This is a genomic window from Pedobacter sp. NEAU-ZC8 (assembly GCF_059278965.1).
Window position 1 is genome coordinate 53,845 of the sequence record NZ_JCAJXC010000018.1, and the last position, 25,818, is coordinate 79,662.

Consider the following 25,818-nt stretch of genomic DNA (forward strand, 5'->3'; position numbering starts at 1 on the left):
CATGAAAAAAAGTCTTTTCCTCCTGCCGTTTTTATTCTGCAGCCTGCATTCAAAAGCACAAAGCACGGAATATAATCTATTGATTGGCACATACACCAATACCGGTAAGAGTGAAGGGATCTATGTTTACGACTTTAATACTAAAACCGCGGCATTCAGAGCTAAAAGCATCACCAAGAATGTGATCAATCCAAGTTACCTGGCGGTAAGCAAAGACAACGCCTTTGTTTATGCAGTGAATGAGGATGGCGCAAACAGCAGTGTTAGTGCTTTTAGCTTTGACCCGGTAAAAGGCAGCCTGGAACCGTTGAATAAGCTTGCTACCAAGGGTGCAGATCCTTGCTTTGTTATTGCAGATGATGTAAATGTACTTACCGCGAATTATTCGGGGGGAAGTATCTCCGTTTTCGGGCTGGACAGTTCAGGTGCCGTGAGCGGGCCTAAGCAGATCATCCAGCATAGCGGTGGCAGCGTAGACAAGAGCCGGCAAGAAGGTCCGCATGTACATCAGGTCCGGTTTAGCCCGGATAAGAAATACATCATCTCCAACGACCTGGGCACCGATAAAATTTACATTTACAAATATCAACCTACTGAAGGCAGTAACGTGCTTGTTGCACATGACAGCGTAGCCGTTAAGGCTGGAACCGGCCCCAGACACATTACGTTTAGTAAGGATGGTAAGTTCGCCTACCTGCTGACAGAGATGGGCGGCCTGGTTTATGCTTACAGCTATAACGATGGTAAGCTTACCCTGCTACAGGAGACTGCAATTTTTGGCAAGGACTTTAAAGAGCAAAGCGGCGCTGCAGACATCCACTTGACGCCTGATGGCAAGTTCTTGTATGCGACGAACCGTGGAAACGCGAATAGCATCACCAGGTTTGCGGTACAATCGAACGGTAAGCTGGTCAAGAAAACAGAAGTACCGACACTGGGCAAAGGTCCACGGAACTTTGCCATCGACCCTTCCGGCAATTTCCTGCTTGTTGCACATCAATACACCAATGACGTGGTGATCTTTAAGATCAACAAAGAAACCGGTGCCTTGACAGACACCGGTAAACGGATTGAATTAGGCGCGCCAGTATGCCTGGTATTCGCGCCTGTTAAATAAGCCAATTTAATTTATTATGCCTTCTGAATTACATCGGTATAATAACCAATGTATATTGGCAGGACTTTCTTCAGATCGAAGTCATGCGCACGTTTGTACGCGTTTTCTTTAAAGCTTTGCAGTACGGCATCATCTTCGAGGATCTTTATCGCATTCGCCGCCATATCTTCCACATCACCAACGTTACTCATGTAACCGCAGAAACCGTTTACGTTAAGTTCCGGCAAACCGCCTGCATTGGTGGTAATGATCGGTACGCCACAAGCCATGGCCTCTAGTGCTGCCAGTCCGAAGCTTTCCGACTCTGAAGGCATGAGGAACAGGTCTGATACGGCAAGGATTTCCTCTACCGCATCCTGCTTTCCGAGAAAACGTACATGTTCGGTAATGCCCAGATCACGGCATAATTGCTCATTGTAAGCACGTTCCGGTCCGTCACCCACCATCAGTAACTTTGAAGGAATGGTCTGCTGGATTTTATGGAACATCTTGATTACGTCAAAGGTCCGTTTTACTTTTCGGAAGTTTGAAGTATGGATCAGGATGCGCTCATTGTTTGGCGCAATTGCCTTTTTGAAGTGATCTTTAGGCTTTAAACTGAAGCGGTTGAAATCGATGAAGTTGGGAATAACCTTGATTTCCTTTTTGATGTCAAAGTGTTTTAAAGTATCCTCTTTAAGGTCCTGCGACACGGTAGTGATTCCATCAGATTGGTTAATGGAGAAGGTAACCACTGGTTTATAGGTTGGGTCTTTACCCACCAGCGTGATATCGGTACCGTGCAGCGTAGTAACCACTGGAATGGCAATGCCATAACTTGCCAGGATCTGCTTGGCCATAAAAGCTGCCGAAGCATGCGGAATGGCATAATGTACATGCAGCAGGTCGAGTTTTTCAAAACGCACCACATCCACCAACTTGCTTGCAAGCGCAGATTCATAAGGCGCATAGTCGAACAGCGGGTAATCCCTTACAGATACTTCATGATAGAAAAGGTTGGCGGAAAAGAAATCAAGCCTTGCTGGCTGACTGTATGTGATAAAGTGAACTTGATGGCCCTCATCGGCAAGCGCTTTACCGAGTTCTGTGGCAACGACGCCACTCCCACCAAAGGTTGGGTAACAAACAATACCTATTTTCATTAGCGAATATTTGTATTATATAATGACACGATCTGGAGCGTATGTATCGCATTAAGCAGCATACTCATGAAGGTTCATTAATGATTTTTATGTGGCGCAAAGAACACGACTTAAAGTGATTATAGTGTTAAACAAATGCAATTTCTTTTTGTTGCGCCTACTTGCTCATCTCGTCTTTGATGACGAGGTACATTTCATTGGGGCGCTGGGTACCGATGTAGTATTCCAGCCCGTCACGATCGGTAAGTACTACGGCATCGCGGCCGGAAGAATAAAAGCGAATGCTGCCTTTGCGATGCAGGTTGTACACCGGATTGTTGAAGAAGAAATTGTTGTACTGGTCTTTGCGAACACTTACGATGCTGTTGAGATCGATCTTGACCATTTTGGCGGTCCATAAGCCGTCCAGGATGAGGCTTTTATTAACGATGATGGTCTTGTAATGAATTAAGAACAGCAAGAGGATAGAGATCCCGATGATACCAAAACCAACCACCAGAAAGAGATCCTGCGTATTGTCGCGGTCACGCTCGTAAACGTATGCCGCGAAACAAAATGCGGCAAGTAGCAGGCGGATACAGATCCGGATGTAATCTCTGCCGATATACTGTTTCTCTAGATAAGCGTATTTTTGGTTACTCATTACTTTAATTTCAGTTCGAATATAGCGACTTTTTTTGTTGTCGCAGTGACTTTATATCTATTGTCCTGTCGCATGCCAGCCACCCAAATGATGTCGCCATTACCATTGATCAGCAGCGGGATCTTGTCTTTCTCCGGCAAAGGCACCTTCTCATCGATGAAAAAGTCGCTCAGCTTTTTATGGGTTTTCATACCGAGTGGGACGAATACATCCCCTGGATGGCGGGTTCGGAGTATCAGGGGATAGATCAGCAGCTCATGATCTACATAGGCATTGCCGTCGATGTTGTAGCTGTTCCCCTCCGCATAGCGGATGTTCAGTACATGATTGGGCAGGTCAATTTGCCGGCTTGCCGGGTGGATGATCTGGTTGATGCCGGATCCTTGTTCCCCTTCCGAGCCTGTTTGTTTCGCCGCTATCGGCGTGATGATCAATCGATGTCGGTCCAGCGTGATCCGGTGGGTACTGCTGTAAAAAGAAGTACCGGTTTGTTTATCCAGGGCGGCAAGTAGTTCCAACGTTAAGGACTCGTTGAAGTTGTAGGGCTTCAACAGCTCGTAACAAAGCAGCTTTTGTGGATTCAGGGTTCTGATGGCATCGATTTGTATGGAAAGGCCGATTGGGGTTTCTTCAAGCAACATGCTCCTGAGCGAAAGCACGGTTTGCTGGATGATCATTTCTGCTTCCTGGAAGCGTTGGATGTTCTGTGCGAAGGTTTGTTCCAGCCCTGGGTTAATGGCTTTTAGCTGCGGGATAACATGCAGCCGGATCTTATTCCGGGCATAATGATCCGAAAGGTTCGAGCTATCTTCGACGTAGTCGATGTTTTCTTTCTCGATCAAGGTTTCGATATCTTCCCTGCTGAGGAACAGTAAGGGGCGGATGAGGCGTTCTCTTTTCGGGGCGATCCCATGCAGGCCCGAGATCCCTGTTCCGCGGCTGAGGTTGATCAGCATGGTCTCGATGGCATCGTTCTGGTGATGGGCCAAGGCTATCGCTTCATAACCTTCCGCTGCGCGGATTTCCTCAAACCAGGCATACCTTAGGTCCCTGGCAGCCATCTGTGTGGAACAGCGATGTGCTTTTACATAGGCTTTGGTATTGAAATGGGTAACGTGAAATGGAACATCTAAGGTTGCAGCGAGCATCTTGACGAAGGCCTCATCGCGCATGGACTCTTCGGCACGAAGCTGAAAATTGCAGTGGGCGATACCAAAATGCAATCCTGCCTGTTTAAATAGATGCACCATGAGCACCGAGTCCTTACCTCCGCTGACAGCCAGCAGGATCTTTTGATCTGGCTCAAAGAGCTGATGCCGGGAAAAGAAAGCACGAAAGCTTTGCAGAGGTAACATCCGGTAAAATTATTTAATTAAAAATGGGAAGCAAAAAAACTAACTTTGTATTGTGCAGAAATTACACTATTTACTATTTTTTATACTCCTACCCTTTACTGTGCTCGCGCAGAAGCGCACCAAAATTACCCTGGTAAACTCGCAGCATAGTACCGTCGACCTGAAGGCGAATATTTCTTACCTGCGGAAGCCTGTTTTTCAGCAGGATAACGCTATCCTTCGTTGCGACAGTGCCGTATTCTTTGAGGCACGCAACGTCTTTGAAGCTTACAACAACGTACACATCAACCAGGCGGACACGGTGAACATCTATTCCGACAGGCTAACGTATGATGGAAACACCAAGATGGCGCATTTGTCGAGCAATGTGCGACTGCTGGACCGCACCTCTGTGCTAACCACAAACATCCTGGATTATAACATGAACACGAAGGTGGGAACCTATGTGCAGGGCGGTAAAATTGTGAGTAAAGATGCCAAGGGTGGTAATGAGGTCACCGTGACGAGTAAGAACGGATACTACTTTGCAAATACAAGGGATGCTTATTTCAGGTATGACGTGGTGGTGGTGAGCCCGGAGGTAAAGATCCTTTCAGACACCATGCGTTACAACACGCTGAACAACTGGACCTACTTTTATGGGCCGACAAACATTAAAGGGAAAGACGATAATCTATATACGGAGAACGGTGCGTACAACACCAAATCTGAGTATGCTTACTTCGGAAAACGAAACTTGTATACTTCAGGCAGTAAATCCCTTAAGGGCGACAGCTTGTATTACGACGGTATTGCCGGTTATGGTAAGGCGGTGCGGAACATTGTGTTCAGTGACACGGTAGACCGTACGGTGCTTTATGGACAGCTTGGGTATTATTACAAGGCGGATGAACGTGCGCTGGTAACGAAGAACCCCTATGTGGGCATGGGCAAGGACTCGGTTAGGGTGAACGATGTTCTGCGGCCGGATACCCTCTGGCTTGGTGCGGATACACTGGAGACGCAGATGGTGTTGCGGCAAACGCTGAAGCTGCTCCCCCGGCCTGTGGTAAAAAAGGATAACGAGATCGGCTCGGATGCGGTGCCAGAGGGAGAAGACCCTAAAGCAGCACGCCGGAAAAGGAATGCTGCAGCGCAGGCTGGTAATGGGGAGGGGAATGAGGCAGGTAATGCACCGCCTGATTCAACCGGGAAGCAAGTGACACCGAGGGATTCTACCCTAAAAACACCGGTTCCCAAACCCGCAGATTCGGTAAGGAACAAGCCTCCGGTCAAGCCTGCTGATTCGGTCGGCAAGACTGTGGCGCCAACAAAGCAAGACGCCGCTGATTCTACTGCTACTGATTCGGTTAGCAAGACTGTGCCGCAAAAGCTGGGCACTACTGATTCGACTGCTTCGGCGAAGGTCACCGGGGCTAGGGCGAAGGTTACCGGGGCCAAAACAGCTGCCGCTGCAGATACAACGAAAAACAAGACCCCATTAAAGGCGGCGCCTGTCCTGAATCCATCGGATACGGTGAAAGTGCGTACCATAAAGGCCTATCATAATGTTCGGGTTTACAAATCAAACCTGCAGGCTAAATCAGATTCGCTATTCTACAATAGTGCCGATTCGACCTTAAGGTGGTTCCACAATCCGATTATGTGGGGTGAAGGTTCGCAGCAAACCGGTGACACCATTTACCTGCAGATGCGTAACTCTAAATTGAGCTCCGTGCAGGTATTACAATCCGCTTTTGCGGTGAATGTAGAAAAAGATTCTGCGCATTTTAACCAGGTGAAGGGCAAGGTTATGACCGGTTTCTTCAAAGAAGGTAAAATCCAGACCTTGTATGTAGACGGAAATGCGGAAAGTATTTATTTTACCAAGGATGACAACGTCTACAAAGAGATGAACCAAACGGTGAGCAGCAGGCTGAAGATCACCTTTAAGGATGATGAAATTGCCGACCTGCTAACGATAAAGGAAGCAGAAAGTGCGATCACACCACTTTCCCAGTTGAAGGAAGATGTTTTTCTTACTGGCTTTATCTGGAAACCTGAACTGCGGCCGCTATCCAAGCGGGATATCACCAATCCGAAGGCAAGAAAGGCCTCTAGTACGGCGAAGAAGCCTGCGGGACCTAAAGGGAAGGCTGCTGCGGCAACGGACAAGAACGATCCTGATGCGGAAGAATCGGGGGTAAAAAGAACAGACACCACCGTCAAAGCCAATGCGGCCGCTAACCCGAGGGGTAACGCTGCAGGAAGCGAAGAAAAGCAGCGCGACAGCACGAAGCGCCTTAGCCCAAATCAGACTAAAGCGGCTGCAACAGCTGACAAATCCGGCCTGCAAACAGATACAACGGCAATAAAGCGCAGTGTTAAAGATACGCTGCCTGCAGATAAAACGGCGGTTTCGGGCAGCCCTGCGGCTAAGCAGGCAGCTCGTCCTGCAACAGGCCAAAAAGCTCCTGCAGCTGCGCAAAAAGGTTCAGCAAGCGGTCAGCAAAAAGGTTCAGCAGGCGGTCAGCAAAATTCTGCTGCAGGGAAGCAGAAAACAACGGCGGACACCCTATCGAAGAAGCCAGTCAAGTAGCTGCTTCATCGCCAATGCCCGGTGACTGATGGCGTTCTTTTCCGCCATAGACATCTCGGCAAGTGTGATCTCGTAGCCTTCTGGCTGGAAAATGGGATCATAGCCAAAGCCATGGGATCCTCTGGGCGCAAGGGTTATCGTTCCGTTTAGTTGTCCTTCGAAGAAGTATTCCTGTCCATCCACGAGTAAAGAGATCACGGTCTTAAACCTTGCTTTACGGTTGCTTTCGCCCTCAAGTTTCTGCAACACCAGCTGGGTATTCGCGGCATCACCTTGTCCGCTATATCTGGCAGAATAGATCCCTGGCTCCTGGTTCAGCGCTTCCACTTCCAGTCCGCTATCATCCCCGAAGCAGTCCAGCTGCAATCGTTCATAAACATAGTGGGTTTTTAAAGATGCATTCTCAGCGAAGCTGTTCCCGTTTTCGGGGATTTCTTCGGTGATGCCAAGTTCCGTTAAACCAGAAACCTGATATTTGCCTGCTAAGATGGCCTGTACCTCTGCAAGTTTGTTTTTATTATGTGTTGCGAAAACGAGTTGTTTCATTAAAGTTTGATTTGTTTCAGACTACCCCAAAGCAGCTTCTTGGTCGCTGCATCTCCACTTAGTGGATCAAGATTGCTGGAGAAGATGAGTTTGCTTTCCGCCGTAGTCACGATGCTGTTATACGGCGCATCATGGATACCTAGTTGATCCGGGCCAACGCCGAAAGCGAACACATACTGTGGTTTGAAATACTGATAAAGTGCCTTGAAATCCGCACCATCACAAGAAGCATAGTTAACCAGTGCACAATCATTTCGGCTCAACCCAATAGCTTTCAGGATATTGCCTAATAATTCCCGGCCCGCTAACGTGCTCACCGGATGCTGTTCATCATTGACCAGGATCAGGATATTACGCTCATTTGCACCTACATACTGGAAGGTATTAGTCGCTGGCGCTTGTGCTACCGGAATTTCAGGCGTCACAATTGTTGGAACTTCTTGTATCGATGCTGGTTCTGCCGCAGCGGGAACATTAATGTTCAGCGCAGGGATTGCAGGTGTGGCAGGTATGTGTGGTGTTGTAGTTGGCTCCGCCTGCGGAGCTGCCTTTGCGACGGGGGGTGCTATACCGCTTTGTTCCTCCTTTGCAGCTGCCAACTTGGGGCTTCCGGCATCCGTTCGGGCCGCATCCACCAGATAAATATCTTCAGTAAAAAATAAACGTAAAGCTTCGGGATTGTTCGTTAATTGATCAGACATGCTATGCTTTGAACAGGAATCATTTTTCTGTTAAAATTAGTTAAATATCTTATTATAGCCCCCTAAATTGTTACTTTTATACCTTAATATGAATTGCTTGCCCGATGATCTGCAGCGTTTCCAAACAGGCTTATCATTCATCACAATAGCGGCAGGTGGTTTATACAAAACAGGACAAAACAGAATGAAGAAATTTTTATTTATGGCAGGCGGATTAATCTGCTTGTTTTTAAACGTTCAAGCCCAAAAGAAGAACATTGATAAGGTGGTTGCGGTTTTGGGTAACAACATCATCCTTGCTTCTGAGCTCAATCAGCAGTATGTGATGTACCTTAACCAGGGTAACCCACCTGATGAAAAGGTAAAGTGTTACATCTTACAGCAGATGCTGGTACAAAAGCTACTGAAACAACAGGCTGAAATTGACTCCGTATACGTGGAAGAAGATCAGGTGGATAATGAGGTGGACAGAAGGATGCGTTACCAGATCCAACGTGCTGGTGGTCAGGATCGCCTGGAAACTTTCCTTAACCGCTCCATTCTGCAGTACAAAGACGAGATCAGACCGGATGTGCGCGATCAGTTAATCGCCAACAAAATGCAGGGCAAGATCACTGAAAACGTATACATCACACCGATCGAGGTAAAAAAATACTTTGATTCCTACCATAAAGATAGCTTACCAGACATCAATACAGAATATGAGATCGGTGAGATCGTCATGCACCCGGAATTAACGAAAGCTGAAAAACAAAGGTATTATGACAAGCTGGATGCAATCAGACTCCGTGTGAAGAGCGGTGAAGACTTCGGATTCCTAGCTAAGACCTACTCGGAAGACCCTGGGTCTGCAGGAGATGGTGGTGACCTTGGTTTCTTCGACAGAACCGTGATGGCCAAAGAATTTACTTCCTGGGCTTTTAAGTTGAAAGCTGGTGAAGTATCACCTGTTTTTGAAACAGAATTTGGGTACCATATCCTGCAAGTTATCGAACGCCGTGGGGAACAGGTTCATGCGCGTCACATCCTGGTTCGTCCGCAGACAACGCCACAGAGTTTAGAGCGCTTGAAACTACATGCAGACTCCATCTACAAGAACATTCTTGATAAAAAACTTCCATTCTCTACTGCTGCATCGCTTTACTCCGATGACAAGGAAAGCAAGTACAATGGTGGTATGAAGTTGTACTCTGATAATGTTACAGCAAGAACTACGTACATCCCGGCAGACAAGATAGAGCCTGGTGACTTCCTGGTGATCGATACCATGAAAGTTGGAAGCGTTTCCAAACCAGTGGCATTCACCGGTCAAGATGGCAAAGAAGGTTACAAGATAATTCTCCTGAAGTCCAAGATACCACCACATAAAGGTAATTTGGAACAGGACTATGCGAAGTTCAAAGAACGTGCACAGGAACAGAAAATGGATAAGGTACTGAGCGAGTGGTTTGAGAAACGCCGCGAAAATACTTACATCAAAATCGATGAGGAATTCACCGACTGTAGTGACCTCAAGATCTGGACAAAAGGAGCTGCTAAATAGCAGTAATCCCGATAAAATAAGAAGAGCCTGTTTAATGCAGGCTCTTTTTTTATGTCTTTACTTCTTCTTACCCGCTGGTTTCACCATCTGGTAAATGTTCGGGAAGTCGGATACCACCCCATCTACACCAAGCCCGATCAGGTAATTAAGATCCTTCAGAGAGTTTACTGTCCAGGGGATGATCTTCACCCCCATATCGTGGCAACGCTCTACCAGGCTCTTCCCTACAAGCACGTAATACGGACTATATACCGTGGGTTTGAAGCCCAGTGTTTCTATATTTTGCTCGAAATCCACTTTCTCGTCAATAACCAATGAAGTCTTGATCTTTGGATAATGCTCATGCAGGTATTGCAGGGTACGTATATCGATGGACTGGATCATTACCCGTTTACTGATCTTTTTCTCATTCACCACGGCCATAATCAGCTCCACGAATTCTGAAGGCTCAGGTTGAAATTCTACATCCCCTTTGCGGATCAGGCTGGTTTCGATGTTGTAGTATGGCTTAGAACGTTTAGTCGCTTTAGCATGCGCCTCTGCGGAGTCAATGACCTCAGCCAGTAGTGGCTTGTATGCCTTATATTTCTGCTGTCCTGGAAAGCGGTTATGCACCTTGCTCCCAACATCAAACTTCTTCACTTGCTCGTAGTCCATCTTGAAGATGTTATAGTTCTTCTGATCCTTTAGCGTGATCTCTTTTCCCTCTGGTGTAAGGCTAAACTCGTGATTGAAATACGGCTCGTGGGAAAGCACCGGCTGACGTTCTTTCGTGATTACCACATCCATGTTTAGCGTTGTAACACCAAGATCCAGGGCGCGAAGCATACCACCCACGGTATTTTCAGGCATTAAGCCCCGGGCGCCCATATGGCCCTGTAGATCAAACTTCTGAGCAGATGCATTAAGGCTCAGTGCTGCCAGGGCGATAAATAGGTAAGTTTTTTTCATGTATGATATAATTTATTAGATAACGTAGAAACGTCTTCTAAATGGTTAATTGCTTGTGTAAAAAGAAAAGGGTTCCTTAAATGAATAAGAAACCCTTTTCTATAAATAGCTTGTATTAACGCTCTGCAGGTGTATAGATCTGCAGGATCAGGTTCCAGTTATGGTCTGGCTGACGTTCGTAGATATTCACGTAGTGAAAGCTTTCCCTTAGATCCGCTTTATAGTCGATTGTTGCTACGCCGTAGGTATAGGCAAGATCGCCGCCAAGTGCTTTATCAGCCTTCGTAGTTTTGAACGAAATTTTGCTCACCATACTGTTATAAAAAGCAAGCATATTATCTTTTCCTAGGATTGGCTCACGTCCGGGAAACAACAATCTGGCGTCCTCACTTAAGAAACCGGAGAATGCGGCGATACCATAAGATTTCAATGAAGTCTCCAAGGTTTTCTCCGTGGTCAGGATAATACCTCTACCAGTTGCAATATCCTTATCGTTGGTGTATTGAGGTCTTGAAAATTCCTTTGGCTCAATAAACTTTGTGGTCACCTTGTTCAAGGGCTTATTATGCGTAGTACCAAGATCAAGCGCGAGTTGCCATTTACCATTCACCATTTTCCAGATGCTCAGGTAATCGCCATAGGTCTTTTCCGCAGCCTCATGGATGTAAGCGCCCGTGCTGAAACCCCAGTCGCCACTTTTAGACACCCGTGCATAAGCAGGCGCCCAGCTTAGTCCTTTTGTATCTTCAGCCTTAGCGTAGTGCTCCCTGGCATTTACAGGATTGGGTGAAAAGGTGATGGCGTCTGCCGCAGCATACTGCGCGTAAGCGGCCTTTGTGCCATTCTTCGCCACGCTTGCAGCGAATTCCTTTTCTGTATTAACCAGTGATTTGGTCGTACCATCGTTTTTTTGTGCAAAGCCCGATAGTGCAATGGTGGTCGCTACGACGGTGGTAAATATATTCTTTAACATCATGATCTTCGTTATTTGTGCTAATATAAGGTTTGTATTACATTTTATTCCAGGTGGTTCCCTCTTTGCTGTCTTTTAACAGGATACCCATGGATTGAAGACCAATCCTGATCTTGTCTGACGTCGCATAATCCTTGTTTTCTTTAGCCGCCTGACGAATGTCGATCACCAGATCCAACACCGAGTTGAGTTCCTCATTAGAGGCATCTTCATCCTTCAATCCAAATACATCGAAAAGGAAGTCCTTCATGATGCTTTTCAGCAGTTCCAGGTCCGCAGCATTGATGCGTCCTTTACCATCATATACGGTATTGATGATCCGTGCAGCTTCGAACAGTTCTGCAATTACCACCGGACTGTTGAAATCATCGTTCATCGCGGCGATACAGTTCTCCTTGATGCTGGCGATGTCGAACTCACTTTGCCCTTCAGCATCCGCCACCAGCTTATCCATTACATGCACCGCGTTCATCAGCCTCTTGAAGCCCTTTTCGGAAGCATCCAAGGCCTCATTTGAGAAGTCAAGCGTACTGCGGTAATGTGCCTGCAGCATAAAGAACTTTACCGTCATCGGGCTAAAGCCCTTTTTGAGTAAGGGGTGGGTACCGGCAAAAAGCTCATGTGGTAAAAAGCCGTTACCTGCACTTTTAGACATACGGGTACCGTTTACGGTCAGCATGTTGGTATGCATCCAGTATTTTGCTGGCTGCACATGGTTGCAGGCTTCAGATTGGGCAATTTCGTTCGTATGGTGCGTTGCAGCAAGGTCCATACCCCCACCGTGGATGTCGAACTCGTGACCCAGGTATTTCGAGCTCATGGCCGAGCACTCAATGTGCCAGCCCGGAAAGCCCATGCCCCATGGTGATGGCCACTGCATCAGTGTTTCAGGCTTTGCCTTAATCCATAGCGCAAAGTCCAAGCGACCGCGTTTCTCGTCCTGTCCACCCAATGCACGCGTATTATGCAACATGTCTTCCAGGTTGCGGTTAGTTAATATCGTGTAGTTGTATTTCTCGCTATACTTTTCCACGTCGAAATACACATTACCGTTGATCTCATAAGCAAAGCCATTGGCGATGATCTCCTTCACCATTTCGATCTGCTCTATGATATGGCCCGTAGCAGTAGGTTCAATACTCGGAGGTAAGGTGTTGAACATGCCCAGGACCTCATGGAAACCCAGGGTGTACTTCTGCACGATCTCCATTGGCTCCAGCTGCTCCAACTTGGCTCGCTTAGCGAATTTATCATCCCCCTCATCACGGTCGCCTTCCAAGTGCCCCGCATCAGTGATGTTGCGCACGTAACGCACTTTATAACCGCAATACTTAAGGTAGCGGAAAATAAGATCAAAGGAAATGAACGTGCGGCAGTTACCTAAATGCACATCACTGTACACCGTAGGTCCACATACATACATGCCCACATTAGGACTATTCAAAGGCTCAAATGGCTCTTTTTTTCTAGATAAAGTATTATAAAGCTGTAAGCCGTTTATCATTGGATTAAAATTATATTCTCGAATATTAAGGGTTCATCCGGAGATCTGCACGTACCGGAAAATGGTCCGAAAGCTTGGCATTTTTCACCAGATGGTTAACAATCTCGATGTCTTTTGTTGTTGCAATATAGTCAATCTGAAAGTTCGGGAACTTACCGTTGTACGTACGGCCCAGGCCCCTGCCCTGTTCGTCAAAGCTCTTATTTAGTTTACTGGTCAGCTGTGTCACGGCGTATGATGCTGGGGTATCGTTAAAATCGCCGGCAATCAGGAAAGAGGTCGTACAGGAGTCCATGTGATTTCTCATGATGTCGACCTGTTTAGCACGCTTCTTAAAAGCCATGTTCAGCATACCCAGGATGCGCTTTGACGGGCGCAACTCCGGATCCATTTTCTCACGCACTTTGCTGATATACTTGTAGTCCATAGGTCCAAAGGAGATGCTCTGGAGATGTACGTTGTAAATCCGCAGCGTCATATTTTTCACTTTCAGGTCTGCCCAGATACTGGTATTTCCACCGTAGGCACCATCAAACTCAATTACACCCTTATCTTTAATGGGGAATTTGGAAAATATGGCCAGTCCGGTAGACTCATAATCGTTTTCAGAGGTAGGATAGAAATAGAAAAAGGGTGTTTTCAGGATATCCTGTAAGCTATCCGTCATATCATAACTGCCCTTCTGCCGGGTATAATACTCCTGAATGGCTATCACATCCGGATTTTCCGCTTTAATCAGGTTAAGAATCTGACTTTTCACCGAATCTGAATTCCCTTCATCATAAGGGCGAAAACCATGCACGTTGTAGGTCATCATCCTTACCAGCCCGGTATCCGCTTTGGCCCCCTGACCTTCTTCACCCGTAAAACGGAAAGTAGAGGTCAGCGCATTCCAGCCCAGGCCGATGATCAGCACACTTACAAATGCGAACACCCAGCGTCTGCGGATCACCCACCAGCAGATCATGAAGATGTTTACCAGCAAAATATAGGGATATGCAAGACCAAAGAAAGGGATGTACTTGCTATCCCGTGGATCCACATAACCTGCTATACTACCCAGAATTAGTGCAGTGAGCAATCCCAGGGCGAGCAGTCTAACTAAAATATCTAAAAGGGTTAATTTCCTCCGCTTCATTTAATGATTACTGGCTTTAAACAAAGTTTCCTTCTCTTCTTTACTTAACTTATCATAACCTGATTTAGATATTTTATCTAAGATGGCGTCGATCTCACTTTGTGCAATAGTTGAGCCGGATTTTGATGATGAAGGATTATAGGCTTTGTTTTTAACCACTTTCAGCTTTGGCCTTTTCTTGAACAAATTGCTCCAGTCTGTTCCACTGCGAAGCATTTTGATGTATGCAAATCCGAAGATCGCACCACCGATATGCGCAATGTTACCCCCGGCGTTAGCAGAGCCCACACCAATGATGGATAAGAGAATGTAAGCCAATGCAAGGTACTTCAGCTTTACATTACCCAAAAACAGCATGCGGATCTCGTAGTCCGGCACCAGTGTTGCCGTGGCGGTGACGATAGCGATTACGGCTGCCGAAGAACCGATTAGGTGTGCCGTTGGAATAGAAGGGCGAAAAACAGGAAAGGCATAGAAAGCTGCCGTAAACAGGATTGCCCCACAGATCCCTCCTGCAAGGTAGATGAAATGAAACTGCCGGCTGTTCATGAAGTTCATAAATATCTGACCGAGCCAGTAAACCCACAACATGTTGAATAGCAGGTGGAAAAAGTTATCATGAAAGAACATGTAGGTCAGCAGTGTATAAAACCGCAGCGGCAGGGCCGTAACATCAGCCGGAAAGGCGAAGTATTCTCCAATGAAAGCAGCGATGCCACCTGAACCATTTCCAGAAAGAAACAGCAATACACCCAGTAATGCTGTTACAATGAAGACCATTGCGTTCAGCCCGATGTATAAGAATATCGGGTTGCCTGAACGAAAAACTTTGTACTTCAAATCCTCAATAAGGCCGTTATTCATAGTAATCGTAATAAGTATGTCTATCCCTATCCTTCCAGATCTTTACCAGGATGAAGCCCAGTAAGGCGCCACCCAAATGCGCATAATGCGCAACCGAATCACCCTGAAATTTAGCAACACCCAGGAATAATTCTATAACGATATATACCGGCATAATGTACTTCGCTTTAATCGGCACCGGTATAAACATAATGTACATCTCCACATTCGGGTACAACATTCCGAATGCAACGAGCAGGCCAAAAATGGCACCAGAGGCCCCTACCATTGGGCCGATGTAAATGCCCAATAAGGTTTGCCCCTGTTCACGTGTCAGTCCGGGTAAGTTTACACCGGCCATACCTTCTGCAAGGTCTATCGTAACCGCTCCATGGTTCACAATGGAGCCGGTAATGTTGTAAACCTCTATAGACTGTACCAGAAGCTGTAATGCCAATGCACCCAAGCCTGTGATCAGGTAAAAGTTAAGAAATCTTTTTGGCCCCCACCTGTTCTCCAGCACACTGCCGAACATGTACAAAGCAAACATATTGAACAAAATATGCGTAAAGCCACCATGCATAAACATGTAGCTGATGGGTTGCCAGATCTTAAACAAAGGTGAGTCAAAATAGAATGCACCAAGATAATATGCCAGATCTATGCCTTTCGACTGCATCACCCAGGTCGCAACGAAGAAAAGAATATTGATGATCAGCAGGTTCTTAACTACTGGTGGGATCTGGATATTATTCATGTTTATCGGTCAAATTTTTTGTCTATTTCCGTAAGTCCAATCGTTTGAATCACTGGCTTACCACTAATGCTGAAGTTTGGTGTCTTGCAGGCAAACAACTGCTCAATTAAAGTATTCATCTCCTCCTGCTCCAGGGATACGCCACTCTTAATGGAGCTGTTCCTGGCCATACTTCTGGCCAGCGCATCCCTTTTATCTAACTTCAATTCCTGTTGGGAGTTTTTAAAACCTTCAATTAGGTGCTCAAAAAGCTGCGTCTCGTTGAAATTGTTACTCCCAAGGTCTACAGGGATACCCTCAATCACCAAAGTGTTCTTACCAAACTCCCGCACTTCGAAGCCCAGGCTTTTGATATCGTCCAGTAAGCTTTTAGCAAGCTCAAAATCGTTCGGACTCAAAGTTACGGTTTGCGGAAACAGACTCTGTTGCGAAGCACCCTTACGATCTTCCAGGTGCAACAAGAAACGCTCATATAGAATACGCTCATGTGCCGCCTGCTGATCGATCACCATAATACCAGATTTTATCTGCGACATGATGTATTTGTTATGCACCTGCATCAGTTGCTTTTGAACCGGCGCAAGCTTTTCGTCTTCACCTTCCGGATCAAGCTCCAGCGCTGCCTGTTCCTGTGGCTGGTGTTTTACGATCTCATATAAGGAGCCCCAGTTCTTGCTAACGGCCGGCTGGTAATCATTTGAACTCTGGTAAGCATACTCGCGTGTTGTGCTTTTGCTTTCGCCAAAAGGGTTAAAGTCGGGATTGAAGTTGATGGTCGGCGGCACAATGTCCTCCGGCTTCTTCAGGCTGATCATGCTGCTGAACCCGGTTTCCTGGTCAAAGTCTATACTCGGACTGATGTTAAAACGCCCTAAAGAACGTTTAACGGCAGAGTGCATGATCGCATAAATGGATTTCTCCTCCAGGTATTTGATCTCTGTTTTTGTAGGGTGCACATTCACGTCGATCTTTGCAGGATCGATATCAATGAAAAGCACATATAGCGGGAAGTTCTCCTCGGTTAATAGTTCCTCATAGGCTTTAGTAACCGCATGATTCAGATAGCCGTCTTTGATAAAGCGGTTATTCACAAAGAAGAACTGCTCGCCACGGGTTTTCTTGGCAAACTGTGGCTTACCGATAAAACCTTTCAGGTTGATGATCGAGGTTTCTTCCTCCACGGGAATCAAACGCTCGTTATAGTTATTTCCCAGCAGGTGCACAATCCTTTGCTTCAAGCCGGAAGCCGGCAGGCGGTAGATCTCCTGTCCATCGCTATGCAAGCTGAAGGCAATGTGTGGATTGGCCATGGAAATCCTTTGAAACTCATCAATGATGTGACGCATTTCCGCGGGATTGCTCCGCAGGAAGTTCCTTCTGGCCGGGGTATTATAAAATAAATTCTTGATGCAAATACTGGTTCCTGCAGGTGTAGCGCAGGGTTCCTGTTTAATGAAGGTGGCACCTTCAATCTCGATCATGGTACCGATCTCATCTTCATGGCGGCGGGTTTTCATCTCCACCTGTGAAATTGCGGCAATAGAAGCCATCGCTTCCCCACGAAAACCCATGGTCCGAATGGCAAATAGATCTGCTGCTTTGCGCACTTTCGATGTCGCATGGCGCTCAAAGCACATACGGGCATCCGTAACGCTCATGCCGCAGCCATTATCAATCACCTGGATCAATGCTTTTCCTGCGTCTTTAAGGATTAATTGTACTTTATTCGCACCTGCATCTATGGCATTCTCCAGCAATTCCTTTACTGCTGATGCGGGTCTTTGAACCACTTCCCCGGCAGCAATCTGATTGGCAACACTATCGGGTAGGAGTTGTATGATATCTGACATTTAAATCTCCGGTAAAGTCGCTAATTTAGCGATTATTAGCCTTAACTGTAACTTCTTTTCTATAATAGGTGTTATATGACGCAGGCCGTACAAGCTTTTAATACCTTTAACAACATGAACAAATTTAACGCTACATTACTGATGTGCAGCATGCTGCTTTTTAGCTGTATGGGCAAAAAAGCAGACTTAATCGTCTATAACGCTAAGGTTTATACGGTGAACAACAAGTTCGATACCGTGGAAGCTTTTGCCGTAAAGGACGGCAAGATCATTGAACTCGGCAGCAACGCAGACATCGAGAAAGTGTACCATGCCGCAGAGCGGATCGATGCCGGTGGTAAAGCCGTATATCCGGGCTTCATCGATGCACATGCACACTTCTATGGTTATGGCGAAAGCCTGCAAACCGCAGATTTGACTGGCACCAAAAGCTGGGAAGAGGTATGCAGCAGACTAGAAGCCTTCGCAAAAGATCATCCGGAAGGCTGGCTGATTGGCCGTGGCTGGGATCAGAATGACTGGACAAACAAAACGTTCCCCGATAAAGCCGCGTTGGATAGGCTTTTCCCAAACCAACCGGTGCTGCTTACACGCATTGATGGCCATGCTGCTATTGCCAATCAGAAAGCATTGGATGCCGCAGGGATCAAGGCAAGCTATGAACTCACCGGTGGAGACATTGTAGAAAGTAATGGAAAGCCTACTGGCTTACTGATCGATAACGCGGTGGATCTGGTATCCTCTAGAGTTCCCGCGCCTACCGCAGAACAGCAGGAGAAGATCCTGCTTGATGCCCAAAAGAACTGCTTTGCAGCAGGTCTGACGACCATTGATGATTGCGGTGTAGATGCGCAGCTGGTTGAATTTATCGAAGGCATGCAGGCATCAAACAAGTTGAAAATGCGTTTATACCTGATGCTGTCGGATAAAAAAGAGAACTACGATTACCTGTTTAAACGCGGTGCGATTAAAACGGACCGGTTAAATGTACGCTCCTTTAAGGTTTATGCTGATGGCGCATTAGGTTCCAGAGGCGCATGCCTGCTGCACCCTTACAGCGATATGCCCGGCAAACAGGGCTTTTTGTTAAGCAAACCAGAGCACTTTAAGGAGGTGGCTAAAAAGATTGCCCGCAACAAGTTCCAGATGTGTACCCATGCTATTGGCGACTCGGCGAATCGTGCCATTCTGAAGATCTACAACGAAGTTTTGGGTGGCACCAATGATGCCCGCTGGCGTATTGAGCACGCACAGGTTGTTGCGCCGGAAGACTTCGCCCTTTTTGGCAAAGCTAAAGTCGTACCTTCCGTTCAACCCACACATGCAACATCAGACATGTACTGGGCAGCAGAACGCCTGGGCAACCAGCGCGTGAAAGGTGCGTATGCTTACAAGCAACTCCTTAATCAGAATGGCTGGCTGCCACTGGGCACCGACTTCCCGGTAGAGAACATTAATCCGCTATTTACCTTTTATGCGGCTACCGCCAGAAAGGATGCGAAGAACTACCCTGCAGGGGGCTTCCAGATGGAGAACGCATTGACCAAAATGGAAGCGCTTCGCGGAATGACGATCTGGGCAGCGAAAGCCAATTTCGAAGAGAAAGAAAAGGGCAGTCTGGAAAAAGGCAAGTTTGCCGACTTCATTATTCTTGACCACGACATCATGAGTGATGACGATTCCAAAATCCTGAACACACAAGTTTTAAAAACCTATATCAACGGAGAGAAAGTATATGAGAAGAAATAAGGTCCTGAACGTTTTCCTATTATCCATTTTAGCACTAACCACCACCTTCAATGCCTGCGCACAGGATCATAAAACCAATCAACAACGTTTAACTGCGATTAACAGCATCATCAGCAGCACGGTGGTACTGAACAACCACGACCAGCTGATCCCCCTTAAAGGGCTCGACAAGAAGAAAGTCGCTTCCGTGAACTTAGGTTTACCGCAGCAGCAGGTTATTGACAGCATGCTGAACAAATACACCAAAGTAACGGCCTTTAATGCCGCGGATTACAAAGATCAGCGGGATCTGAACTTTCTGGAAGACGACCTGAAGTACTACAGCACTGTAGTAGTATCATTGTCCTCCGGAGAAAGCAACAATGCGAGGTACATCAACTTCATCAATACCCTGGCCAAAAGCAAAGAAGTTATTGTTGCGCTTTTCGGCAACGGCAATGCACTCGCCTCTTTCGATATGCTGGAAGCCCCAATCGTATGGACCCCGGCATCAGACACGGAAGCTGCTGCCGTGGTTCCACAAGTGATCTTCGGAGGCATTGCGGCTACAGCCAAGCTGAAAACCGCTTACTCTGCTAAATACACGCTTGGCTCAGGATTTAATACGGAAGTCACCCGCCTTAAATATTCGCTACCGGAAGATGCAGGCGTCAATGCAGATGACCTGAAGGAAATCGACAAGATCGCTGCAGAGGCAATCCGCGGAAAAGCAGCTCCAGGCATGGTGGTACTCGTTGCCAAAGATGGCAAAGTGATCTTTAACAAAGCATATGGCAACCATACCTATACCAATGGCCCGGCAGAAAAGATCACGGATATCTTTGACCTGGCTTCGGTGACGAAAACATCTGCCACAACCCCGGCGGTGATGCGCTTGTTTGAGCAACAAAAGCTAAACCTTGACACCAATGTAGGCGCCTACATCCCCCGGGCACGTACCAGTCCGATGAACAACATCCACGTTCGGGAGGTAATGCTGCACCAGGCGGGATTCATTCCTTTCATCCCTTTTTACAACGCAGTTAAGGCTACCGATCATAGCGCGGACTCCTCAGCAGCCTACCCAACGAAGGTTGCAGATGGCTATTACATGCGCAAAAACTATTTTGAGGATATCATGTGGCCACAGATGCTAAACTCACCGATCAAAACCCGAGGCAAATATGTGTACAGCGACATCAGCATGTACGTGATGAAGGACATGGTAGAACGTTTAAGTGGCAAGCCACTAAACGAATATGTGGCCAAAGAATTCTATGAACCGCTGGGGATGCAGACTGCAGGCTTCCTGCCAAGGAACCGTTTCGCCAAAGAACAGATCGTTCCTACAGAAAACGACACCTACTTCCGCAAAACCCTGCTGGAGGGCTATGTACATGACCAGGGCGCAGCTATGGTGGGTGGTGTTTCCGGCCATGCCGGATTATTTGCCAATGCCAATGATGTCGCCATCCTCTACCAGATGCTCTTGAATAAAGGCAGCTATGGCGGTGAGCAGTACTTCAAACCTGAAACCGTGAACATGTTTACCGCAAAACAATCTGCAGTAAGTCGTAGAGGACTGGGCTTCGACAGATGGGATCCGGATACTACGAAGAAATATCCTTCAGCACTTGCTTCTAATATGACCTATGGTCATACCGGTTATACCGGAACCTGTGTTTGGGTAGATCCTGCAAGAGGATTGGTTTATGTGTTCCTTTCCAACCGGGTACATCCCCTGGTTTCTGACCAGTTGTCTAAACTATCGGTTCGAGGCAGAATTCAGGACGTGATTAACAAGGCGATTGACAAATAACATAAGCAAACACTTGTCCTAAAAAAGGCCAGCATGATATCGTGCTGGCCTTTTTGTTTATATAAAAACGTGGTTGAAATACGCTATTTCTTCAAGCCAATTTCTCTTAATCGCTCATCAAGATATTCCCCAGCGGTCATATCACTAAAAGCCTTTGGATGTGCCTCATCGATGCAGGACTCCAAACAAGTTAAATCCATATCCGAACGCGGGTGCAGGAAGAACGGTACAGAATACCTGGAGGTCTTCATCAGCTCCACCGGCGGATTAACCACCCGGTGTGTAGTAGACTTTAATTTATTATTGGTCAGGCGCTGAAGCATATCTCCTACGTTCACGACGATATCCGAATGATGTGCTTTGATTGGCAACCACTCGTTGCTGCGTGTTAACACTTCCAGCCCATCTGCACTGGCACCAATAAGTAAAGTAATCAGGTTGATATCTTCATGAGCACCGGCACGTACGGCATCAGGCGCTATAGCTTCCGGGTTTTCAATCGGAAAGTAATGGATACCTCTTAAGATGGAGTTTCCATTATGTACATGCTGATCAAAGTAATTGGTCTCCAAACCAAGGTAAGTTGCGATGGCTCTTAGAAGGTGTTTACCATTTTCCTCAAGCTTCTTGTAGATCGCTCCAGTTACACGGTTAAAGTCTGGCACTTCCTTCAATATAACATTATCCGGGTACATTTCTTTGATCGGATCACCATCCGTAACCTCCTGGCCAATTTGCCAGAACTCTTTCAAATCTGCAGTTTTAGCACCCTTTGCGGTTTCTTTACCTGGGCTGGTATAACCACGTTGACCAGCCAATTCAGGCTTTTCATACTGGCTCTTCTGCTCAGGTGTTAGTGCAAACGCTGCTTTGATGTTTTCGTAAAGCCGATCGATCAATTCCTGACTCACACCATGGTTGGTGATGGTTACAAAACCCGAATCATTAAAGGCACGTCCAAGCTCATCAGAAAAGGTTTTTCGTTGTTCCTCGGTACCGTTGATGTAAGAGCCAAGGTCGAGGCATGGGATATACGGTGTAGACATAATGTTACTTTGTTAGTAATGTTTGTCAAAATTATAAAACAATAGCTGCAAATGTTAATACTCGATTTTCGAACGATTGAAGCAGTTGTGAATTAACCCTTTAAGTTATTAACATTTTTACACAACACCTAAATTAATCAACAGTTTGTCATGTTTGGCGCTTTGCTGCGCTATGAAAATCTGTACTACCTGCTGTATACGTAACTTTGGAACAGGCGCAGTAAAGCCTGCAAAATAATCATGAAATACTTTTCAATTTTTGTACTTCTATTGCTTTCCATAGGTACCACGAAGGCGCAACAGCCAAAGTTGCAAAAAGCCACCTTTGGCATGGGCTGCTTCTGGTGCACAGAAGCGTTGTTTCAGCGTTTGGATGGTGTTGTTAACATCAAGTCGGGCTATGAAGGCGGTGATGTGGTGAACCCCAGCTATGAGGATGTTTGCACCGGCACTACCGGGCATGCTGAAGTTACTGAGATCACTTTCAATCCTGCCAAGATCAGCTATGAGGAATTGTTGGCCGTGTTCTGGAAAAGCCATGACCCAACGACTTTAAACCGCCAGGGTGCTGACGTTGGTACGCAATACCGTTCAGTGGTATTCTATCACGATGCCGCGCAGCGGGATATTGCAGCAAGATATAAAGCTGCGCTGAACAAATCCAACGCTTACGGCAAGCTTGTGGTAACAGAAATTACGCCTGCCCAGAAGTTTTATGTTGCCGAGCCTTATCATCAGAACTATTTTAACAAGAACAAGAATGAACCTTACTGCCGGTTGGTGATTCAGCCGAAGTTGGAAAAGCTCGAAAAAGTATTCAAAGCACAGTTGAAGAAATAACTTTAGCAAGGTCCATAAATACAACAAGGCCCCGGTGAATATTCACCAGGGCCTTGTTGTATTTATAAACGTTCGAAGACTTATTGCGCAGCAGCTGCAGGAAATTTAACGCCTCTGTAGTGTGCGATGTTTACGATCGGTACACTTGCTTTATACTGCTGATTGATTGCTTTGATGAATGCGTTAGCAGTGATTGCATTACCAAGCGGCGTAAGGTGGATGCCATCTAGAGAGAAGATGTTTCCAGTAATGAAAGCTGTACTAACAGCCGCTCCATTAACCATTTTAGGTGTTTGATACTGACCTAGCAAGTCATCTATATCCACGAGGGCAAGTTTTTTCTGTGCTGCAATTTGCTTGATGATCGCATTGTATTCATTGGTGCGCGTTCTGATCAATGCTTGCTCTGCCGGATCCAATACCCAGTTGCTGGCTATTGGATTTCGAGGGTCAAGACCATAAGGCTGACCTAGGTTATTTGGCCTGCCGATTAAACCGGATGAACTTAGTGTCAATGTAAACTTGAAGGTAGAATCTGCTGCTACAACAGCGTTTTCACCAGTCCTTACATATAAGGTAGCATTTGGTCCTGCAGCCGGCGCTGCTGCGGCCACAGCTGCCTGCAATGCTTTAAGTGTTACCACATTAAAGTAAGGGATGGCAAGCACATCACCTACCGTACCTACTACACCTTTTCGATCTTCATCGCCGATCAGCCTGTTAACCGTCCTATTATACAAGGTTTCAAACTGCGTTACTGGTGTTAAAGGTTGTGATCCACCGGTATATGCAAAACCAAGAATATCATTTTGACCTTCCCAGAAGCTAAAAAAGGTTGCTTTCTGGTCTTTCATAGCCGCTTCAACGACATCCATATAGTTACTATTAGTGCCAGCGGATCCGAGGATACGTGCAAAAAAAGGATTACTAGATGCGTAGCCGTTAGACTCCAATAAAGCTACCTTCATTTCAGGCACACCATAGTTGTTAAACGGCCCTTCATATTTGGCAAATCTGCCTGGAGCAACATAACCAAGATTCGTGGTCACCGTTGAGGTTGTGGGCGTGCCAGCAGCATTGAAGCCGCTCAGTTGAATGTAGCCCGATCCATTTGCCTGTGCTTCGCTAAAGAAGGGCGAATTAAACTCACCCCCACCAACAGCTTTAAACTGCTTCGCTAAGATCTCCGGAAAGGAATTCTGCTGTCCTTCCAGATATAACCCACCGTCAGCATATCCCGCGGTAAGTGAATTTCCAACAGCGATATATCGGCTGAAATCAACCTCGCCATTACTTGGTATATTTTCCTGTAAACCAGGCTTGCAGGATGCAATTGCTCCGGCTGCAACCAATGCCAATAGACCTTTAGCTACATAGTTTTTTTTCATCATGTTTTTCATTGTCTGAGAACGATTAGAATTTGTAAGAAAGAGAGATTCCCGGGATATACACTGCAGTTTTGAAGTCGCCTGCAAGGCCGGTTTCAATGTTGGTTTGGGTTCTTGATTTAACATTTTCATATAAGAAAGAGAAATCAATACCAAGCTTTTCAGTAGGCTGGTAACCGAAACCTGCACTCAGGATAATACGGTTTGCATCCGGCACTTCAGGTGTTACATAACCATCTTTCACCGGAGTAATTGCATAACCTGCACCGGCTCTAACCGTAAATTGTTCATTATACTGGTGTTGTACACCGAGACGGATCGCACCTGCATCCTTATAGTTGCGAGGCGATTTGGTGTCTTCAATTGTTGAATTGTTATCGTAGTCGAATGCCAGCTCTTTGTATTTATTCCAGGCGACCCAGTTTACATCAAGTGCTAAAGTTGTGCTAGGAGAAACGCTGTAACCAAGACCAATACTGGTGGTTGCAGGCAAAGGAAGCTCTGCATTGAATTTTGTCGGGAACCCTGAGGCAAGAACTTCAGGGACAACGAAAATAGCATCGCCGTCTGTTACCTTAGCGGTTACCTGTGAACGATGCGTGATACCCACAGAGAACCCTTCGAACACATCCTTGATGTAGATACCCGCATTCCATCCAAGGTCAGCTGATGTTCCTTTAAGTTTGGCAGTGCTCGCTTGTCCATTGTTCAAAAATATTGGAATAGCACGTCTGAGATCAACTTTCCCTAGTGCATAAACCAAGCCTGCACCAATACCTATGTTTTCGGTGATTTTATAACTTACTGTTGGTTGAATATAGATGGCCTGAAGATCCAATGAGGTCACCGCATATTTACCTGACCAGTCTTCATCCCAGTGCATGGCACCGCCGAAGGGGGTGTACACCCCTAAACCGAACTTCAGGTCGCTACCCGGAGCACCCCATACGCCATAAAGCTGAAATGGCGGTGCAATTTTGTCTTTATTATACTCTGTAATGTTAGAACCAGTTTCGCGGAAAGCCGATTTCAGAAAAAGCGCACTAACACCACCCTGGATGCCATTTTGCTCCAAAAATGAAACTGCACCAGGGTTGAAGAACACGGAGGCTTCATCTATAGCAAGGCCCGTTCCGGCCCCTGCCATGGCAATTTGTTTCTGCCCCTGAAGATTTACCTGAAAGGATTGAGAGAATCCCCAAAAGGGTAATGCGGTCAATAAACCGAGTAGAATTTTTTTCATAATTAAGGTACGTTAAATGTCGCATGCCGTTGAATTATGTATGCATGCATAACAAAGTAACAATTTTACTTTCACATTATTAACAAAATTTTACATATCATTTTTTAGTCAAC

General features: G+C 46.3%; 21 protein-coding genes. 6 read left to right on the plus strand and 15 right to left on the minus strand.

Annotated elements, in window-relative coordinates:
• The first annotated feature begins 1 nt into the window (after window position 1).
• Window positions 2-1,117 carry a lactonase family protein gene (locus AC5WJX_RS14365; protein ID WP_494485066.1) on the plus strand — a complete coding sequence of 372 codons (1,116 nt, stop codon included), beginning with the start codon at window positions 2-4 and terminating at the stop codon, window positions 1,115-1,117.
• A gap of 14 nt (window positions 1,118-1,131) precedes the next feature.
• Here AC5WJX_RS14365 and bshA read toward each other — a convergent pair whose 3' ends face one another.
• The 3 genes from bshA to tilS all read right to left on the minus strand — a co-directional run bounded on the left by bshA (window position 1,132) and on the right by tilS (window position 4,257).
• Window positions 1,132-2,259, minus strand: coding sequence for an N-acetyl-alpha-D-glucosaminyl L-malate synthase BshA (gene bshA, locus AC5WJX_RS14370; RefSeq protein ID WP_494485067.1), 1,128 nt, complete (start codon window positions 2,257-2,259; stop codon window positions 1,132-1,134).
• Between the two features lie 157 nt (window positions 2,260-2,416).
• Window positions 2,417-2,902: a hypothetical protein gene (locus tag AC5WJX_RS14375; RefSeq protein ID WP_440428187.1), complete on the minus strand. Its 486-nt coding sequence runs from the start codon at window positions 2,900-2,902 to the stop codon at window positions 2,417-2,419.
• The gene (tilS, locus tag AC5WJX_RS14380; RefSeq protein ID WP_494485068.1) at window positions 2,902-4,257 is read right to left on the minus strand and encodes a tRNA lysidine(34) synthetase TilS; all 1,356 of its coding nucleotides are present in this window, start codon (window positions 4,255-4,257) and stop codon (window positions 2,902-2,904) included. The genes AC5WJX_RS14375 and tilS overlap by 1 nt, the downstream gene beginning before the upstream one ends.
• Window positions 4,258-4,309: 52 nt before the next feature.
• Here tilS and AC5WJX_RS14385 point away from each other — a divergent pair, with 52 nt between their 5' ends.
• On the plus strand, window positions 4,310-6,835 hold the full coding sequence (locus AC5WJX_RS14385) for an OstA-like protein (RefSeq protein WP_494485069.1): 2,526 nt from the start codon (window positions 4,310-4,312) through the stop codon (window positions 6,833-6,835).
• On the opposite strand, the gene rdgB is transcribed toward AC5WJX_RS14385, so the two are convergent.
• Window positions 6,812-7,381: an RdgB/HAM1 family non-canonical purine NTP pyrophosphatase gene (rdgB, locus tag AC5WJX_RS14390; RefSeq protein WP_494485070.1), complete on the minus strand. Its 570-nt coding sequence runs from the start codon at window positions 7,379-7,381 to the stop codon at window positions 6,812-6,814. The two genes, AC5WJX_RS14385 and rdgB, sit on opposite strands and share 24 nt — an antisense overlap.
• Window positions 7,381-8,082: a hypothetical protein gene (locus AC5WJX_RS14395; RefSeq protein WP_494485071.1), complete on the minus strand. Its 702-nt coding sequence runs from the start codon at window positions 8,080-8,082 to the stop codon at window positions 7,381-7,383. The genes rdgB and AC5WJX_RS14395 overlap by 1 nt, the downstream gene beginning before the upstream one ends.
• 184 nt (window positions 8,083-8,266) lie before the next feature.
• On the opposite strand from AC5WJX_RS14395, the gene AC5WJX_RS14400 reads away from it, so the two are divergent.
• A complete protein-coding gene (locus AC5WJX_RS14400) occupies window positions 8,267-9,625 on the plus strand; it encodes a peptidylprolyl isomerase (RefSeq protein WP_494485072.1) in 1,359 nt (452 codons plus the stop codon).
• Between the two features lie 57 nt (window positions 9,626-9,682).
• On the opposite strand, the gene AC5WJX_RS14405 is transcribed toward AC5WJX_RS14400, so the two are convergent.
• The 7 genes from AC5WJX_RS14405 to mutL form a co-directional block, all read right to left on the minus strand.
• A complete protein-coding gene (locus AC5WJX_RS14405; RefSeq protein ID WP_494485073.1) occupies window positions 9,683-10,576 on the minus strand; it encodes a glycerophosphodiester phosphodiesterase family protein in 894 nt (297 codons plus the stop codon).
• Window positions 10,577-10,691: 115 nt separating this feature from the next.
• Entirely contained in the window at window positions 10,692-11,552 is an 861-nt protein-coding gene (locus tag AC5WJX_RS14410; RefSeq protein WP_494485074.1) for a nuclear transport factor 2 family protein, read from the minus strand.
• A 34-nt stretch (window positions 11,553-11,586) separates the two neighbouring features.
• Window positions 11,587-13,053: a cysteine--tRNA ligase gene (gene cysS / locus AC5WJX_RS14415; protein ID WP_440428195.1), complete on the minus strand. Its 1,467-nt coding sequence runs from the start codon at window positions 13,051-13,053 to the stop codon at window positions 11,587-11,589.
• 25 nt (window positions 13,054-13,078) lie between these two features.
• Window positions 13,079-14,191: an endonuclease/exonuclease/phosphatase family protein gene (locus AC5WJX_RS14420; RefSeq protein ID WP_440428196.1), complete on the minus strand. Its 1,113-nt coding sequence runs from the start codon at window positions 14,189-14,191 to the stop codon at window positions 13,079-13,081.
• The gene (locus AC5WJX_RS14425; protein ID WP_494485075.1) at window positions 14,192-15,055 is read right to left on the minus strand and encodes a rhomboid family intramembrane serine protease; all 864 of its coding nucleotides are present in this window, start codon (window positions 15,053-15,055) and stop codon (window positions 14,192-14,194) included.
• Complete coding sequence (locus AC5WJX_RS14430) at window positions 15,048-15,791, minus strand: rhomboid family intramembrane serine protease (protein WP_440428198.1); 744 nt, start codon at window positions 15,789-15,791, stop codon at window positions 15,048-15,050. Before AC5WJX_RS14430 ends, AC5WJX_RS14425 begins: the two co-directional genes overlap by 8 nt.
• 2 nt (window positions 15,792-15,793) lie before the next feature.
• Window positions 15,794-17,641: a DNA mismatch repair endonuclease MutL gene (gene mutL / locus AC5WJX_RS14435; protein WP_494485076.1), complete on the minus strand. Its 1,848-nt coding sequence runs from the start codon at window positions 17,639-17,641 to the stop codon at window positions 15,794-15,796.
• A 114-nt stretch (window positions 17,642-17,755) separates the two neighbouring features.
• Here mutL and AC5WJX_RS14440 point away from each other — a divergent pair, with 114 nt between their 5' ends.
• Window positions 17,756-19,390 (plus strand): amidohydrolase, encoded by a 1,635-nt coding sequence (locus AC5WJX_RS14440; protein WP_494485077.1) that lies wholly within the window; start codon window positions 17,756-17,758, stop codon window positions 19,388-19,390.
• Complete coding sequence (locus tag AC5WJX_RS14445) at window positions 19,377-21,188, plus strand: serine hydrolase domain-containing protein (RefSeq protein ID WP_494485078.1); 1,812 nt, start codon at window positions 19,377-19,379, stop codon at window positions 21,186-21,188. The genes AC5WJX_RS14440 and AC5WJX_RS14445 overlap by 14 nt, the downstream gene beginning before the upstream one ends.
• 83 nt (window positions 21,189-21,271) lie before the next feature.
• Here AC5WJX_RS14445 and AC5WJX_RS14450 read toward each other — a convergent pair whose 3' ends face one another.
• Window positions 21,272-22,234: an isopenicillin N synthase family dioxygenase gene (locus tag AC5WJX_RS14450; RefSeq protein ID WP_494485079.1), complete on the minus strand. Its 963-nt coding sequence runs from the start codon at window positions 22,232-22,234 to the stop codon at window positions 21,272-21,274.
• Window positions 22,235-22,474: 240 nt separating this feature from the next.
• Between AC5WJX_RS14450 and msrA the strand changes: the two genes are divergently transcribed.
• The gene (gene msrA, locus AC5WJX_RS14455; RefSeq protein WP_494485080.1) at window positions 22,475-23,074 is read left to right on the plus strand and encodes a peptide-methionine (S)-S-oxide reductase MsrA; all 600 of its coding nucleotides are present in this window, start codon (window positions 22,475-22,477) and stop codon (window positions 23,072-23,074) included.
• 80 nt (window positions 23,075-23,154) lie between these two features.
• On the opposite strand, the gene AC5WJX_RS14460 is transcribed toward msrA, so the two are convergent.
• Both AC5WJX_RS14460 and AC5WJX_RS14465 read right to left on the minus strand, forming a co-directional pair.
• Entirely contained in the window at window positions 23,155-24,465 is a 1,311-nt protein-coding gene (locus tag AC5WJX_RS14460; RefSeq protein WP_494485081.1) for an SGNH/GDSL hydrolase family protein, read from the minus strand.
• A 22-nt stretch (window positions 24,466-24,487) separates the two neighbouring features.
• Complete coding sequence (locus AC5WJX_RS14465) at window positions 24,488-25,705, minus strand: OmpP1/FadL family transporter (RefSeq protein ID WP_494485082.1); 1,218 nt, start codon at window positions 25,703-25,705, stop codon at window positions 24,488-24,490.
• Between the last annotated feature and the right edge of the window lie 113 nt (window positions 25,706-25,818).